General features: G+C 70.7%; 13 protein-coding genes and 3 pseudogenes. 7 read left to right on the top strand and 9 right to left on the bottom strand.

Going from position 1 to position 15,944, the window contains the following annotated elements:
* Positions 1 to 2: 2 nt before the first annotated feature.
* From DRB96_RS10830 to DRB96_RS10810, 5 genes are all read right to left on the bottom strand, one after another.
* Positions 3 to 1,985 carry a M13 family metallopeptidase gene (locus DRB96_RS10830; RefSeq protein WP_112448243.1) on the bottom strand — a complete coding sequence of 661 codons (1,983 nt, stop codon included), beginning with the start codon at positions 1,983 to 1,985 and terminating at the stop codon, positions 3 to 5.
* Complete coding sequence (locus DRB96_RS10825) at positions 1,985 to 3,283, bottom strand: MFS transporter (RefSeq protein ID WP_162688754.1); 1,299 nt, start codon at positions 3,281 to 3,283, stop codon at positions 1,985 to 1,987. The genes DRB96_RS10830 and DRB96_RS10825 overlap by 1 nt, the downstream gene beginning before the upstream one ends.
* Before the next feature lie 8 nt (positions 3,284 to 3,291).
* On the bottom strand, positions 3,292 to 4,602 hold the full coding sequence (locus DRB96_RS10820; protein WP_162688755.1) for a cupin domain-containing protein: 1,311 nt from the start codon (positions 4,600 to 4,602) through the stop codon (positions 3,292 to 3,294).
* Positions 4,603 to 4,701: 99 nt separating this feature from the next.
* The gene (locus DRB96_RS10815) at positions 4,702 to 5,892 is read right to left on the bottom strand and encodes a cupin domain-containing protein (RefSeq protein ID WP_112448240.1); all 1,191 of its coding nucleotides are present in this window, start codon (positions 5,890 to 5,892) and stop codon (positions 4,702 to 4,704) included.
* Between the two features lie 383 nt (positions 5,893 to 6,275).
* Positions 6,276 to 6,794: a tetratricopeptide repeat protein gene (locus DRB96_RS10810; RefSeq protein WP_112448239.1), complete on the bottom strand. Its 519-nt coding sequence runs from the start codon at positions 6,792 to 6,794 to the stop codon at positions 6,276 to 6,278.
* Positions 6,795 to 7,195: 401 nt separating this feature from the next.
* Here DRB96_RS10810 and DRB96_RS44470 point away from each other — a divergent pair.
* Positions 7,196 to 7,816 (top strand): annotated as a pseudogene (locus DRB96_RS44470) (NAD-dependent epimerase/dehydratase family protein); the annotation flags it as partial.
* 375 nt (positions 7,817 to 8,191) lie between these two features.
* Here DRB96_RS44470 and DRB96_RS44465 read toward each other — a convergent pair.
* Positions 8,192 to 8,667, bottom strand: a pseudogene (locus DRB96_RS44465) (hypothetical protein); the annotation flags it as partial.
* 11 nt (positions 8,668 to 8,678) lie between these two features.
* Between DRB96_RS44465 and DRB96_RS10790 the strand changes: the two are divergent.
* Positions 8,679 to 9,287, top strand: a pseudogene (locus tag DRB96_RS10790) (transposase); the annotation flags it as partial.
* 235 nt (positions 9,288 to 9,522) lie between these two features.
* Here DRB96_RS10790 and DRB96_RS10785 read toward each other — a convergent pair.
* Complete coding sequence (locus tag DRB96_RS10785; RefSeq protein ID WP_112448237.1) at positions 9,523 to 10,020, bottom strand: hypothetical protein; 498 nt, start codon at positions 10,018 to 10,020, stop codon at positions 9,523 to 9,525.
* Positions 10,021 to 10,634: 614 nt separating this feature from the next.
* Complete coding sequence (locus DRB96_RS10780) at positions 10,635 to 10,832, bottom strand: hypothetical protein (RefSeq protein WP_162688548.1); 198 nt, start codon at positions 10,830 to 10,832, stop codon at positions 10,635 to 10,637.
* Positions 10,833 to 11,483: 651 nt separating this feature from the next.
* Between DRB96_RS10780 and DRB96_RS42820 the strand changes: the two genes are divergently transcribed.
* From DRB96_RS42820 to DRB96_RS10770, 4 genes are all read left to right on the top strand, one after another.
* On the top strand, positions 11,484 to 11,873 hold the full coding sequence (locus tag DRB96_RS42820) for a hypothetical protein (RefSeq protein WP_162688547.1): 390 nt from the start codon (positions 11,484 to 11,486) through the stop codon (positions 11,871 to 11,873).
* Between the two features lie 200 nt (positions 11,874 to 12,073).
* Positions 12,074 to 12,493 (top strand): STAS domain-containing protein, encoded by a 420-nt coding sequence (locus tag DRB96_RS42815; protein WP_162688546.1) that lies wholly within the window; start codon positions 12,074 to 12,076, stop codon positions 12,491 to 12,493.
* Positions 12,490 to 12,660: a hypothetical protein gene (locus DRB96_RS42810; protein WP_162688545.1), complete on the top strand. Its 171-nt coding sequence runs from the start codon at positions 12,490 to 12,492 to the stop codon at positions 12,658 to 12,660. Before DRB96_RS42815 ends, DRB96_RS42810 begins: the two co-directional genes overlap by 4 nt.
* Before the next feature lie 112 nt (positions 12,661 to 12,772).
* Complete coding sequence (locus DRB96_RS10770; protein WP_112448234.1) at positions 12,773 to 12,973, top strand: hypothetical protein; 201 nt, start codon at positions 12,773 to 12,775, stop codon at positions 12,971 to 12,973.
* On the opposite strand, the gene DRB96_RS10765 is transcribed toward DRB96_RS10770, so the two are convergent.
* Complete coding sequence (locus DRB96_RS10765) at positions 12,970 to 15,126, bottom strand: SpoIIE family protein phosphatase (RefSeq protein ID WP_112448233.1); 2,157 nt, start codon at positions 15,124 to 15,126, stop codon at positions 12,970 to 12,972. The genes DRB96_RS10770 and DRB96_RS10765 overlap by 4 nt on opposite strands.
* Positions 15,127 to 15,628: 502 nt before the next feature.
* Here DRB96_RS10765 and DRB96_RS10755 point away from each other — a divergent pair.
* Positions 15,629 to 15,832, top strand: coding sequence for a cold-shock protein (locus tag DRB96_RS10755; RefSeq protein ID WP_053726075.1), 204 nt, complete (start codon positions 15,629 to 15,631; stop codon positions 15,830 to 15,832).
* Positions 15,833 to 15,944: the final 112 nt, after the last annotated feature.

Below are 15,944 nucleotides of genomic sequence, written 5' to 3'. Positions count from 1 at the left end.
AGTCACAGGAGGAAGAAGCGGGAAGCGGGGTCGATGAACAGCGCGTCGCCGGGCCGCACGTCGAACGCCTCGTAGAAGGCTTCGAGGTGGCCGAGGACCCCGTTGCAGCGGAACTCGGCGGGCGGGTGCGGGTGCCGGGGCGAGGCGAGCCGCTCGGCGAGCCGGGCGGGGGTGGTCCGGGCCCGCCACATCGTGGCCCAGTGCAGGAGGAACTCCCTGGTCCGGGCGGTGTCGGGGGTGCCGCCCGCGTGCGCGGCGAACGCATCGAGGGCGACGGTGACTCCGGCGATGTCGGCCATGTTCTCGCCGACCGTGCGTGCGCCGCTGACCCGCCGTCCGGGCAGGCCGGCCGGCTCGTAGCCGTCGTACTGCGCGACCAGGAGCGCGGTGCGCCGGGTGAATTCGGCCCGGTCGGCCGGCGCCCACCAGTCGCGCAGCCGGCCCCGCCCGTCGTAGCGCGAGCCCTTGCTGTCGAAGGCGTGCGACATCTCGTGGCCGATGATCGAGCCGAGCACCGCGAAGTTGCGGGCCGGATCGCCCGCCGGGTCGAAGACAGGCGGCCGCAGCAGTCCGGCGGGGACGACGACCTGGTTGAGCCCGTGCCGGTAGTACGCGGTGACCTGGTGCGGGTGGATCTTCCACTCGGAGCGGTCGACGGGGCCGCCGAGGCGGGCCAGTTCCCCGGCGATGCGCCGGGCCCGTCCGCGCTTGACGTTGCCGGCCAGGTCGGCCGGGTCGAACGGCTCGCGGTCCGGGCCCGCGCCGTCCGCGCTCCCGCGCGGGGCGCCGATCTCGAACACCATCGCGTCGAGCTTGGCCAGGGCCGCGTCCCGGGTGGCCCGGGACATCCAGTCGGCCCGCTCCAGGCGCCGCCGGTAGGCGTCGGCCAGCTCCCCGGCCAGCTCGCGCACGGCCGCCACGGTGCCCGGGGCCAGGTGTTCGGCGACGTACCGCTCGCCCACCGCGTCGCCGGCGAAGGTCTCGACGAAGGAGACGGCCCGGATGCGGCGCGGCCTCGGCTCGGTGAACCCGTTGAGCAGCTGCCCGTAGAAGGCGAAGTTGTCGGCGAACACCCGGCGCGGCCCGAAGGGCACCATCTCGTGCACGTAGCGCCAGCACACCCACCGCTTGAGCTCGTCCAGGCCGTGCCCGGTCCACCACGCGTCGAGCGCGTCGAGGAATCCCGGCTGGCGCATCCGTACGGTCGCCTCCCGGGGTACGCCGCCCAGCGCGGCCAGCCACGCCCCCCACGGGAACCCGCCGGCCCGGCACGCCAGTTCGGCGGCGGTCAGCGACAGCGGTCGCGGCGCGGCGCCCGGCCGGGGCGCGGTGTGCCCGGCGGCGAGCCCGGTCTCCGCCGCCAGGACCGAGGCGGCCGCGCGGGCGGGCTCGGGGAGTCCCGCGTGCGCCCACATCACCGCGAGGTGGCCGAGGTAGCGCCCGCGCAGCTCCCCGCCGTCCCGGTCGTCGCCGTAGGCGGCGGCGGGCAGGCCGAGCCCGGCCTGGGAGAGGACCAGGACGTAGCCGTCGGCGTCGGCGGTGTCCACGGCGACCGTGAAGTCCACCGCCCCGCCGATGCCCTGGGCCTGCAGCCGGCCCAGTACCGCGGCGAGTCCGGCCGGGGTGGCGGCCGCTTCGACCGCCCGGAGGTCGGCGGCGAAAGCCCCGGCGGCGCCGAGGTCCTCGATGCGGTCCTCGTCCATGAAGCTCGCGTACAGGGCGGCGATGCGGCGGCCGGCCGGGTCGGCGGCGGACCCGGCGCGGGAGGCCGCGCGCAGGATCACGGCCTCCGCGTCGGCCTCCGCCCGGTCGGACAGGAGGGTCAGGGTGGTGGCCTCGGCCCGGTGGGCGGGCAGGACGTGGTGGTCCGTCCAGTGCCCGTTCACGAACCGGTAGAAGTCGTCCTGGGGTCGTACGGAGAGGTCGAGTTCCACGTCGTCCGGGAGGGCGGGGGCGCCCGCGGCCGGTTCCGAGACCACCGTCATCAGACGGTCTCCGCCTTGAGGCCCGCGTCGGCCCGGTCGGCGTCGGCCCGGTCCGCGTCGGCCCGGTCCGCGTCGGCCGACTTCAGGACCCGCCCGCTGAAGAGGGCCAGCGCGATCAGGCAGAACACCCCGGCGGCGAGGAACCCGTAGCGCGGGGCCATCAGGGTCATCGCCGCGCCGCCGACCACGTAGCCGATGGCGGGACCGGTGTTGGAGACGGCGCCCAGCGCGGCGAAGGCGCGGCCGCGGTGCGTGTCGGGGACCCGGACGTTGAGCAGGATGTGCGTCACGGTGGCCTGGGCGCCGTTGCCGATGCCGCCGAGGACGTAGAAGGGGACGATCCACCAGACGCCCGGCGCGAGGCCCGTGCCCAGGATGGCCACGGCGATGCACACGAACGTGCCGATCAGGACGGTCTCGTGGCGCAGGTTCTTCGCGCGGCGCACCAGCATCCCGCCCGGGATCAGGCCCAGCATCCAGGCCGACATGATCAGCCCGAAGGTCTCCTCGGAGGCCCCGAAGTCCTCGCGGACGTAGAAGACGATGAGGACGTTGATGATGCTCGCGGCCGCCATCACGGCGCCGCTGAGGATGAGCACGGCGGTCAGGAAGCGGTCGGACGTCACCTTGTACGGGGCCTTCGCGGGTTCGTCGCCGTCCCCGGCGGCGGACTTCGCGGAGCCCCGGTCCTTGTGCAGCCGGGTCTTGATCAGCAGTCCGCCGACGACGACCGCCCCGAAGCTCAGGGCGTCGATCAGCAGCGGGATGGAGATCCCGAAGCGGCCGATGAGGATGCCGGCGATGCCGGGCGCGGCGACCATGCCCGCCATGGCGGTGGTCTGCGAGATCGAGGAGGCGCGCGGCACGTTCTCCTTGCCGACGATCGCGCTGGGCAGGGCGCCGAACACCGGGTGGGTGAAGGCGAGTCCGGAGGACAGCAGCGCGGAGAGCCCGATGAGGACCACCGGCGAGGTCCAGATCGTCATGGCCACGCAGATCAGGGCCTGCAGCGCGCCGACGACCACGATGAGGTTGCGGCTGTCGAAGCGGTCGGCGAACCGGCCGGTCAGCGGCGACAGCAGGACGGGCGGGACGGTCGCGGACAGCAGCAGCGCCATGATGGCGTAGGAGCCGGCGCCCTGGGCCTGGAGCTGGAGGGCGATGGCCGTCTCGGCGGCGATGTCGCCCGCGAAGGACAGGCCGCGCATCCCGGCGAGGATGTACACCTCGCGCCAGGCCCGCCGGGAGGGGGGCGGGGAGGCCTCGGTGGTGGCCGGAGTTCGGGTGTCGATGGCCATCTCGTGGCTCACTTCCCCTGGTCGTCGGTGTGGGTGGCGGTGTGCGGGACGCTCGGGTTGGTCGGGCTGCTCGGGCTGCTCGGGTTGCCCGGTTGGCCCGGCGGTGGGCCGTTCTCCCGCGGTACGGGGAACACGGCGTGCTCGGCGGCTTCGAGGACCCCGATCCGGGCCAGCCCCCGGGCCGCGCTCAGCGAGCGGGCGGGGTCCACGCCGGGGAAGAACTCGGAGGTGGCGACCGGGCGCCCGCCGTCGAGGTCGCGCAGCGAACGGGCGACGGCGTCGGGCACCGCGAGCCGGCGCCCGCCCACCCGGATCCCGGTCTTCGTCCCGTCGCTGTCGCCGATCTCCACGGGGGCGTCGCTGCGCCGCACCAGCGAGTCGGTGGTCAGCGCGTCGACGGCGTGCAGCCGGGCGAACTCCCGGGTGCGGCCGCCTCCGGACCGCTCGCGCCCCACCCGTGCGAGGCGCTTGGCCTCCGAGACGGGCTCCAGGTGGGCGAGCCGGTCCCGGAGGAGTTCGATCTGCCGGCCCAGGCCGGCGGCGGCCGTGCCGTCCTCCCCGTCGGCGAGGTACGGGAAGGCGTGGAAGGCCTCGTCCTCGACCACGGCCGCGACGGTGTCCTTCAGCAGGTCGCGCCAGCGCCGGGGTTCGACCCCGACGGACAGGTGCAGGGACAGCTCGCTCTTCGCGGCGGCCGCGTGCGGGGTGCCGTGCGGCACGTACAGCACGTCGCCGGGGGCCAGCGTCACCTCGATGACGGGCTCGCCGAGCTCCTCGGGCGTGTACGAGCCCTCGTCGCCCCGGCGGACCTCGGGGGTGGCCCACACCCGCCAGGTCTTGGTGCCGTCGACCTGGACGACGTACACGTCGATCGAGTCGTGGTGCGGGGAGAAGCCGTCGTTGCGCGCGGGCGTGACGAAGAGGACCACTTCGCCCTCGCAGGCGAAGGTGTCGGTGAACGGCGCGAGCAGCCGGCGGGCCGAGGGCAGCACGTGGTGCAGGGAGTTCCAGGTGACGGTGGAGCCCGAGCGGAACAGCTCGTAGACCTTCTCCGGGTTGACCGCCTCGGCGAGCGCGGCTCCGCGCGCCACCGTCCGCGTGTAGGCGCCGCTGGGCACGCCTTTGCCGCCCTTGGTCACCCGGAGGTAGGAGGGCGGAGTCGTCTCCAGGGCCAGTACGTCGTCGAGCTGCCGCACGGAGGGGAGGCCGTCGAGCCGGCCCGCCAGTGCCCCCTTGCGCAGCAGCGGCTTCTTGTCGAAATGCTCGGCGAGGAACACGTCCCGGTCGCCGACGAAATCCTCGAAGGAGTACGTCTCCACCGTCTCTTGCCTCCAGTCGTGCACGGGGACGCCCGTCGCGGACCACCGGGGGGATGGTCCGGTGGTCCGCGACGGGACAGGTCCGGTACCGGCAGCTCGTCAGCCGGCCGCGGCCAGTTCGAACACACCCAGGCGGGTGAGTCCTTGCGCGGCCTTCGTCGAACGGAGCGCGTCCACTCCGGGGAAGATGAGGGACGCCGCGATCGACGCGTCCGGGCCGAGCGCGGCCAGGGTTTCGGCGATCGGTGTGGGTACCGCGATCTTGTGACCGTTGACGGTCATCTGGGTCCGGCCGTTGTCGCTGACACCGAACTCCAGGGGCGCGCTGCCGCGCCGCAGGCGGGCGTCCGGGCCGAGTTCGTCCATGTCCGCGATGGACTGGAAGGTGTGGCCCTCGGAGCTGCCCTCCATGTGCCGGCCGAGGTCGGCGAGGCGGTCCAGTTCTGCGCCGGCGGCCACGGTCTGCAGCCGCGCGGCGAGGGCGGCGACCTTCTCGCCGAAGCCGGTCTCCACGTCGGACGAGCGCAGTTCCCCGATGTAGGGGTACGCATTGAACTCGTCGGCGGCGATGAGCTCCTCGACGGTCTGGCGCAGCAGGTCCTTCCACATGCGCGGGCGCATCATGACGGACAGGTGCAGCGAGGCCTTGCCCTCGGCGGCCGCGGCGTGCGGGGTGCCGTAGGGGAGGTAGAGGACGTCGCCGGGCTGCAGCGAGACCTCGATGTCCGGCTCCCCCAGTCCTTCGAGGGTGTACTGGGCGTTGTCCCCGAGGCGCTCGGCCGGCGGGTTCCACAGCTTCCAGTGCTTGGTGCCCTCGAGCTGGACGATGAAGAGGTCGACCGGGTCGTGGTGCGGCGGGTAGCCCTTCTTGCCGGTGGGCGTCAGGAACGCCACCGAGTCGGTGCGCACCGCCATGCGCTCGCTGATGACGCGGGTGAAGTCGCGCAGTTCCGGGACGATCTGGTTGAGCGAGCACCAGGTGACGGTCGCGCCGGCCCGGAACAGCTCGTAGATCTTCTCGGGGTCGACCACGTCGGTGATGGTCTGGCCCTGGACGACCACGTTGCGGGTGTACCCCTGCTCGGGGACGCCGTTGCCCTTGAGGTTGACCTTGATGTAGGGCGGCCGGACGACCTCCAGGTTGACCAGCTGGTCCAGTTTGCGGTGCGAGAGGATGTCGCGCGGGTCCCCCGGCACGGCGCTCTTCCGCAGCATGGGCTTCTTGTTGAAGTATTCGGTGAAGAAGACCTGCTCGTCTCCCACCAGATCTGCGAATGCGTAGTTCGCCATACCGAGCTCTCCTCGAAAGAAAATCAGGCCGGGGGAGGGGCGGCGCCTTCCGGCGCCGCCCTCCGCCACAGCGCTACTTCAAGAACAATTACTGGATGTTCTTGTAGTAGGAGGTGGCGAGCAGCTCCTCGGCCGTCTCGATGAACTCGATGTCGTCGAAGTCGACGTTCTCCATGAGATTCACTTCCCTTCGGTTTCCTTCTCCCACCGTCCGGGTTTTCCCGGCCGGTGAAATGAGAATGCCCGCACCCGGGAAAAGGGTCAACGGCGTTCAACTGCACGCCAACGCGGTTGAACGGACCGGCAAAAGCAGAGCGGCCCCGACCGGTGGGTCGGGGCCGCACGGGGGCAGCGGAGCGGGCGCCCGGGCGCCCGCGGGCTCCTCAGGAGGGGGTCGGGCCGGTCTCCGGCTCGGACAGCTCGCGGGCGTAGTTGGCGAGCGAGCGGTTGTAGCGCGGGAGGTGGCGGGCGAGCGCGACGAGCGCGAGCGACAGCGCCTCGCGCTCCCGCCCGGTGTCGGCCAGCGCGAGGGCGAGGAACCCGGTCACGGCGTCGTCGAGGAGGTCCGTCCCCGCCGCTCGCTCGTCCTCCAGCAGGGCTGCGCTCTCGGCCGCCCGGCCGAGGTTGCGGATCGAGCTGGCCAGCTGGATGACGGCACGCCGGCGCCGCACCCCGGTCAGCCCGGCGGCGAGCGCCTCGCGGTACAGGGGCGCGGCCAGGTCGCTGTACCCGGTCGAGTCATAGGCGCAGGCCCGCTCGAAGGGGCCCCGCGCGTCCCCGGCGGGCAGCTCGCCGACGAGCGCTTCCACCGCGGCGATGAATTTCTCTTCCTCATGCTCGTCCAGCTGCTCCCAGAGAGCACCGACACGCTCTTCCCAATCCGATCCAACCGATCCCACCATCACGGAACACCACCCATCCCACTGATCCAACGCATCGGTCCACACAACCGCGAAGGGGCGGCGTCTGAATCGACGCCGCCCTTCACGCAGGCATTACTGCAAGAACAGGAATTACTGGATGTTCTTGTAGTACGAGGTCGCGAGGAGCTCCTCGGCGGTCTCGATGAACTCGATGTCGTCGAAGTCGACGTTCTCCATGAGATTCACTTCCCATCTGCCTGGTCATTCCCACCGGGGTTTTCCCCGGCGATGGCAGAAGAATGCCCGGACCTCCCGATCCGGGTCAACGTGTTCAACCGCAACGCTGCCGCGGTTGAACACATTCATCAACTCCCGTCACACGCGCCCCAGTTGAGGACCCCAGCAGATACCCAGATGATCACCTAGATAAAATCGGCGGCATGCAGATATCCGGCGTGCCCAGCGTGATCGTTCTGACGGGAGCCACCGGTTTCATCGGCTCCGCCACGCTGGAGGCCCTGGCCGGCCGCCCCGGTGTCCGTGTACGGGCCCTCGCGCGGGTCCCCGGCGCCGAACGCGAAGGCGTGGAGTGGGTGCGCGCCGACCTGACCGACCCCGGCTCGCTGCGGGGGGTCTGCGAGGACGCGTCCGCGCTGGTGCACCTGGCCTCCTACATCGGGCGGGACGAGGAACGGTGCCGCGCGGTCAACGTCGCGGGTACCGCTTCCCTGTTGGCGGAGGTCGCGCGGGCGGGCGTGAAACGCGTGGTCCACCTCTCGACCGCCGCGGTCTACGGCAACCGGCCGCACCGGGACATCGAGGTCGACGGCATCGTCCCGGATCCGGTGTCCCCCGCGAGCCGCACCCGCCTGGCCGCGGAGGCCCCCGCCCTGGCCGCCGGCGGGGTCGTTCTGCGCCCGGGCCTGGTGCTCGGCGCGGGCGACCGCTGGGTGGTCCCGGCCCTGGCCGAACTGGTCAGCCGCGTCCCGGCCCGCTGGGACGGCGGCCGCGCGCTGCTGTCGGTGGTCGGCGTCACGGAACTGGCCCGCCTGATCGAGGCCCTGGCGACCACCTCGGACCCCTTCCCGGCCGGGATCCACCACGCGAGCCACCCCACTCCCGTGACGATCGGCGACCTGATGTCGGCACTGACCGCGCACGGCATCGTCCCCCCGGTGGAGGAGGACTGGCCGTGGGACCGCTGCGTCACCGCCCTCCACGCCCACCCGGGCGTGGTGACGGAACGCCAGTTCAGCCTGCTGGCCCGTGACTACCACCAGCAGAGCGCCCCCATCTGGCACCTCACCCCAAGCACGCGAAGCTCCTGGCGGACACGGGTGATCTTGGTCGAGAACCCGTCTACCAGGAGCTTCGTCGTTCCGTACAGCCCACACCGACCAACACCACAGCCCCACCGTCAGGTTGAAAAGGGCTCACTGGTAGTAGCCCGAGCGCGACATGCCCAGGACCCGGCATATCCGCTGCACGCCGAACTCGGCGCGGTAGGCGGAGATGAAGTCCCAGCGGCCGGTCATGCCCTCATCTCCTTCGCGAAATACTGGGCCGCCCGCCGCAGGATCTCCCGCTCGAGCTCCCACTCCTTCTCGGCCTTGCGCAGCCGGCCGAGCTCCGCCCGCAGCCGAACCAGCTCCTCATCCCGGCCTTCGGCCGCCTCGCCGCCAAGGGCGGGCCCGCGGCCGGCCTGCTCGTCGGCCTGCCGCACCCGGCTCCGCAGCGTCTCGCCGGTCACCCCGACATCCGCCGCGACCGCCGAGTACGTACGCCGGCCAACGGCCGCACGCCACAACGCGACCGCGTCGTTCCTGAACTCCTCCGGATACGGGGACCTACGTCCACCAGGACACCCTTCCTCGGACCCACAAGATCCATTGTCAGAGTGTCCACACCCCAGGGGTCACCTCACTGCTGGTCGCGGCGTACTGGCGGACGAACTTGACGATGCGACAGCTCGCCCCGCTGTTCGGGGTCTCGAAGTCGGCGGCGGACCGCATCATCGACCATCTCGGGCCGATGCTTGCGCTCCAGCCCCGAAAGCGGTTCGCCAAGGACACCGTGCTCATCGTGGACGGCACCCTGGTCCCCACCCGCGACCACACCATCGCCGCGCAGTCGAAGAACTACCGGTACTCCACCAACCACCAGATCGTCATCGACGCCGACACCCGCCTGGTCGTCGTGGTCGGCCGGCCGCTTGCCGGAAACCGCAACGACTGCAAGGCCTGGGAGGAATCCGGCGCCAAAGCCGCCGTCGGCAGAACACTCACGATCGCCGACGGCGGCTATCCCGGCACCGGACTCCTCATGCCACACCGCCGGCGCAAAGGCGAAGACCTGCCCGACTGGAAGCAGGAACACAAGAAGTCCCACAAGCAGGTCCGTGCACGCGTCGAGCACGTCTTCGCCCGCATGAAGACCTGGAAGATCCTCCGCGACTGCCGCCTCAAAGGCGACGGCGTCCACCACGCCATGCTCGGCATCGCCCGACTGCACAACCTCGCCCTCGCCGGATAGGCCAGCGGATCACACCGCGACTGACCCTGCCCAGGACGACCCGAAGATCATTTACGGGACAACCCTTAGGCATCGCCGACATCCTGGGACAAGCACGCGATCAAAGACCCGGACATGCTGCCGCCAGCCGCCCGCAGCGCCCTCCTGATCGCCCGCGCCTACCTCACCAGCCGCGCCAACCGCGCCAACCGCGCATGAGCACCCTGTCCAGGCTCGTGTATTCCACTCTGCCCAGTCAGGCTCTGGCCTGGAACTTTGCTGCGCTCGGGTTGCTCGTGTCGATCGCGTCCGACACCGTCAGGTAGCTGCTGCTGCAGAGTCCGTCTTGCTTCCTACTTTTGGCGACGAACAATGACGAGTGGTATTTCATCGTCACGATGCGGCCGCTCGCGTGAACTCTCCACTCTACGTAGTCGCCTTTGTCGACGAACCGCCAACGGCAGCTTGACGAGCCGTAGGGCCGTAGGTAGTCGCCGCTCACGTCAAGCCAATACTTGTCGTAATGGCTGCCGGAGAACTGCAACCTGCAGGTGTACTCCCCTTTTTCCTCCTCCACATCGTGGAAGAGGAAGCGCTGCGAGGCGGGAGAATTTGGGGTCTTGCTGCTGAACAGCAGGTACGACGCGTAGGTCATTTCGCCGGAGGAGTCGTCACGGTAGTCGCACCCGATGACGTCCTGGCCGCTCCTCCACGGATTACTGAAGTAGCGAATCTCATTGTTCTTGGGAGCCACAGGCCAGGCCTTTCTGTGTTCCGGACGCCTTCGTCCGGAGGGGTAACCGCACCGAGGGCGCGCAAGCCTTAGCCGCACAGGTGCTGGCGCCCCGCGGCACGCTGCCTGAGTCCACCAACGTCGCCGCAGACCCGCAGGCCGCCGTAACCACCGACTTACGGGGCGACGACGCACGCCCTGCGGAGCTTTCATCTTCGGATCAGACTGCGGCCGGTGCCACATCAACACTTTCCAGCCGAACATGAAATCGCCGGATCCGCACCTTTGATCAGACTGATTGGACCTGTACTCGGGGACACACACTCCCTTCCAGCCATGCCCCCAGTCCGCAGCTCCTGCTTCGTCGGGGACCGGGCACGTCGCCGGCCGGCCCGGTCACCTCACCCGCGATGACGAAGTGTGGCTTCGACGGTGACATCACCAGCAGTGATGGGTGTCGCGGCCTGCCGATGCGGGTTCAGAAACAAGCTCACGGGCTGCCCGCCTTGCTCGCACCGCTCCGGCACCACGACCGACTGGCGTAGGCCGGGCCTCATGGTTGCCGCGGTGATGATGGAACCTGGGGACTTGCCCCGCTCGCGTCGTCCCACCGTGATCAGAACGGCACCGCTGCGTCAGAGGATGACGTTGAAACTCTGCAGGTTGCCATCGGCTCCTGAACTGCGGGGCATGTCGCAGTCGTGGAGATCAAGCATGTCCAGGAATAGCGCGAGCTCACCGGGGTCCGTTGCGTGCGAGGCCAATTTCTTCTTGGCGGCGTGGCGTTGGAGGCTAGTGCCGGTGAGGACGGTGTCGTCGTGCTCGTGGTCCATGAAAGCTGATCCGACCATGCCTGCCCGGTTCGCGCAGCACGGCCCTTGGCCGTCCGACGGCAGCGGACAAGCCAGTCGTCCATCCTGCGTCGAACCCTTGGTCCTGCGGTTCGCTCTCCCCGCTCTGAGGCCGGCGACGTGACGGCAAGCCCCAGAGCGGGGGGCGGTGAGCCGCAGCCGACCTTTCCCGGGACGACCAGGCCCTGCCACTTCACAACAACCGGTGTCATGCCGACCGTCCACCGCGCCGAGCCGACGGAGGCGATCACCCGGATGCCGACGGCGCACCGCTGCCGGCTGCCCGCTGCTCGCCCGTCTGACGCTCCTGACAGGCGGCTCGGAAGCAGTCGCGATGCGCTGCGGCCCCGAACCAAAGCAGTGGTTCGGGCTGCGGTGCGTCCGCGGTCGGAGGCTGGGGCGGATCGGCTCCTGCTGGGCCTAGACCAGACCCGGGCCATCCGGCGCGGGCCTCTTCGCCGTCGATCCGCCTCGCTGCCTGGTGGAGGTCAGATGCCGATGTCGCGGCCGTAGTACTGGCCGAGCTGGTCGCGGTAGGCCGCCGTACGCGAGGGCGCGGAACCCGTGGCGCTGGTTCACCGGAAAGGCGGGCCCGGCCGGCAGCACACCGGCCGGGCCCCGGAATCGAGTCCCATGCCCCAGCCCGGCCTCGCAGAAGCCCACATCCTCCTCGCCCGCCACCCCGACCACAGCAGCGCCGTGACCGCCACCCTCACCGGCCCCGAGTCCAGCCGGCACCTCGCGGAAACCGCCCTGTCCAGCCGCGGCTTCCGCTGGGTCGACCTCATGACCCTCGTCCTGGCCCGCATCGACCACGAAGAGCCCTACTACGCCGACCAGGCCGCGCGAGCCCTGCGCATCGAGGGCGCGACGGTGGAGATCACCCCGTCGCTCCAGGAGGAGATCGACACCGAGTGGACGTACGGCAACTACCCGATGCCCTACCTCGATCGGGACGAGATCCGGGAGGTCAGCGCCGAAGCCTGGCACGCAGCTCACGCACCGGCGGAACCCGTCAGCTGATCCGTCTCGTCACGAGCGCGGCACCCTGGCGGCCTCCGTGGGGTGACGTCCCGGAGCGTCGATACCGGTCGCGCCGCAGGCGCCTGACTGCCTCATCTGGGTGGATTCTTTCCCCCTGTCGTGGATCTGTGCTGGTCAGATGGGGTGAAAGGGTGGCGTGGCTCGTGTCCCGGCGCCGGGCGGGCGGCGTTGATGGGGATGTGAGTAGCTCAAGCATCGCCCCGATACTGCCCGCCGCCCTCGCGCCGCTGGTGGCCCCTCCTGCCGTGCACGACTCGGGCGCGGACACCGCGCCCGGGGTCATAGTCGTCCACTCGTGCACCACTCTCGGCGCGACCCTGGTCGTTTACCTCAGCGGCGAGATCGACCACTTCAGCGCCGCCCCGCTGCGGGCTGTCCTGGCCTCGGCGGCCGCCGACGGCTACACCGGCCTCGTCCTCGACACCTCCCGGGTCACGTTCTGCGACTCCGGCTTCCTGGCCGTCCTCGAGTGGTGGCCCCGGCACGGACGCCGCCTCAGGCTCACGAACCGCTCCCGCGCAGTGATGCGTCTGCTGCACGCCGCCGCGTCGGCACAGCAGCCGGCCCGGCCGGCCGCGCTGAGGGTGGCCGCGTCATGACGTTCGTACTCCTGACCTGCACCCCGATGCTCGCCGCCGTCCTTCTTCTGCGCTGGGAGCCGCGCGAAACACGGCACCGCCGGCCCGGACCGCCGCCTCAGGCCGCACCCCGCAGGACCCTGATCCACTGCCACCTGGCGCCCCCACTCCTGTGCTCCACGGCGTAGACAAGGGCAGGAGTGGGGCCTGCGTCAGCCGCAGGCCCCACCCCTGCACCATCCCGGGGGAATCGCGCCTGGCGCGGGTAACCCCGCGGGGCGCGCAGGCGTTGAACCCCGCATGACCACCACGACGACGAGGCGGCTCACCCCCGCCACCGGCGTCCGGCCGGGCGGCGGAGAAACGGTTCACCGCCCCGGGCTGGAGCCGATCTTCACCGAACTCGCGCAGCGGTGGGAGAGCGCCGGACGCCTCGTCCCGGGCCGGCACGACGAGGAATGGGCCATCCTCATCCGCCGCTACCCCTGGCCCCGCCCTTAAGGGGCGGGGATCGGCGCGTGTGGTTGGCCGGTCAGGCCGTCGTCCCGCGCCTCGTCGGCGGGCGGGTGGGGTCGCACGTGGGCGATGACGAGGGCGACGTCGTCGGCGGCGTCGGGGTGGCGTAGCGCGGCCAGGAGTCGGTCGCAGGTCGCCTCCGAGGGGAGGCTGGGATCGGTGAGGAGGCTGAGGAGGAGGCCCAGGCGGTTGTCCAGGGCGTCGTCGCGGGTTTCGACGAGGCCGTCGGTGTACATGACGAGCCGGTCGCCTGGGATCAGGTCGAGGACGCTGGTCTCGAACCGGGCGCCGCCGAGGCCGCCTGCGCCGAGCGGAACGCCGGTGGGCAGGTCGAGCAGTTCTGGTGCCTGTCCTGCGCGGATGAGGACGGGGGGCAGGTGGCCGGCGAGGGCGATGCGGCAGCGGGAGCGGTGCGGGTCGTAGGCGGCGTAGACGCAGGTCGCGATGGTCTGGTCGAGTCCGGCGGTGATGTGGTCGAGGTGGCGCAGGACGCGGGCCGGGTCGAGGCCGAGTTCAGCCAGCGTGCGGGTGGCGGTGCGCAGTTGTCCCATGGTGGCGGCGGCGTGGACTCCGTGTCCCATGACGTCGCCGACCACGAGGGCGGTCATGTCCCCGTTCTGGGGGATCGCGTCGAACCAGTCGCCGCCGATCCCGCTGGCCGCTGCCGCGGGCTGGTAACGGTAGGCGATCTCCAGGCCGGCGGCCTGGGGAGGGGGGTGCGGCAGAAGGTGGCGCTGGAGGGTGAGGGCGGTGCCGTTGGCGTGCTGGTACCAGCGGGCGTTGTCGATCGCGATGGCGGCGCGGGTGGCCAGTTCGCTGGCCAGAGTGACGTCGTCGCGGCTGAAGGGGAGTGGATTGCGGGCGCGCACGAGGCCAAGGACGCCGAGGACCTGGCCGCGAGCGGTCAGCGGCACGGCCAGGTACGAGTGCACGCCCTCCTCGGCGAGGACTACTGCAGCGGCCTCGTCGCGTGCGATGTACGCCAGATCGGGGCGCGTGACGTGCGCCATCAAGACGGGACGCCCGGTGCTCACGCAGCGCGTGACCATACGGTCGACCGGATAGGTGGCGCGCTCGCCCACCGGGTCAGCCGCGTGGACGACGTCCGTCTCGTAGGCCGCCTCTATGGCCAGGGCCCTGAAAAGAGCCTGGTCCGACGCTGGGCCGCGCCCCGTCGTCGTGCCGCCTTCCAGAACGGATTCGAGGACGTCGACCGTAGCGACGTCGGCCAGGTCGGCCACGACCAGGCCGGCAAGTTCGCGGGCCGTGCACGCCAGGTCCAAGGTGGTGCCCACGGTGACGGACGCCCTGGCGATCAGGTCCAGGCGCCGGCGTGCTTCGGCGGCCTCGGTGGCCGCGCGGTGGCGGTCGGTAACATCCACCACCGACAAGGCGATACCGATCACCCGCCCGCCGGGATCCTCCAGCCGGAAGTACGAGCCCGACCAGGCATGCTCATGGTCCGGGTCGGCGGGGGTACGCCCGATGGCGAACTGGTCCAGCAGGGGTACGCCGGTCTCCAGAACCTGCTGCATGGAGGCTTCGATCACCTCGGTGTTCAGGAACGGCAGTGCCTCGCGGACGGTGTGGCCCAGGTGCTTCTCGGCGGCCAGACCGTTGATCCGCTCCAGCGTCGGGTTGACCAGGACGTAGCGCAGGTCGGTGTCCAGCACCGCGAGCCCGAGCGGGGACTGCGCCACCAGCCGCACCGACAGCGCCAGGTCCCGCTCCACACCGCGCAGAACGGCCTCGTCGCAGGCGATCCCCAGGGCGTACACGCCCCCCTGCTCGTCGAGCAGCCGCATGTTGTGGAACTCCACCAGCCTCGTGGAGCCGTCCTTGTGCCGCACGGGGAACACCCCGGCCCAGGAACCGCCCCCCGCCATGACCTTGGCGAACAGTTCGAGAACCAGGTTGACGTACTCGTCGTCGACCAGCAGCTTGGCCGCGTACCGGCCCAGCGCCTCCTTGGCGGACCAGCCGAACAGATCCTGGGCCTGAGGGCTCCACAACGTGATCCGTCCCTCAGCGTCCAGCACCACCGCGGCCACGCTCAGCACATCCAGCAGACCGCCGGGCTCGGAGGGAACCACTCCCATGGGGCCGGGCCCGGCCCCGAACCCCTCGGACGCGACCATGACCGGACCTCCTCCTTCACCCACTGCGGCGGCCTCGGTCCGACCATCCGGTCCTCCGCACGCCCTTGTCGCCCGTCCTCTCATCCTCCTCCCGCCCCGCCCGGGCGGCAGCCTCCGCCAGCGGCTGCCGGGCGGACAGGACCCCAGGGCGGAGGCGTGCGGAGGCCGCTGCCCGGTGGAGGTGGCGCGTCAAGAGCGGCCCGCCCACGAAGCCCGCCCGGTCTGCTCTGCAGGGAACTCGGATCTCCGCCTCAGCCTCCACGTCGGGAGCAGCGACACATCCTGACTGAACGCCCGCGAACCACGGCGTAGGAGTGTTCTCGTGGTACGAGTAGGACGGCCGGTGTAGCGTCAGCGGCAGCTGTCATGGTTCCGAAGTACCGGTCGCCCGTGAGCGCAACATTCATGGGCGATTTTGCTGTTCACAGTCTCTGAGGACCAGGGCGATCACCTCCGGCTCCCGCACGGTGCGGGACCGATTCCTAGTCCCCTTGGAGGACACATGGCCACCGGAACCGTGAAGTGGTTCAACGCAGAAAAGGGCTTCGGTTTCATCGAGCAGGAGGGCGGCGGTCCGGACGTCTTCGCCCACTACTCGAACATCGCCAGCTCCGGCTTCCGCGAGCTTCAGGAAGGCCAGAAGGTGAACTTCGACGTCACCCAGGGCCAGAAGGGCCCCCAGGCGGAGAACATCACCCCCGCCTGATCCTTTGCCTCCTTCACGGAAGCCGCTGCATCTGCGGCGTCCACCGTGTGAAAGCCCGGCCGGGTCGTAACTGCCGGCCGGGCTCTTTCAAAGACCCCCGGTGCGGCCCCTT

This window comes from Streptomyces sp. ICC1, assembly GCF_003287935.1.
Taxonomy (GTDB): domain Bacteria; phylum Actinomycetota; class Actinomycetes; order Streptomycetales; family Streptomycetaceae; genus Streptomyces; species Streptomyces tritrimontium.
Note: the sequence above shows the minus strand (reverse complement) of the source record. Positions and strands in the feature narration are given on the sequence as shown.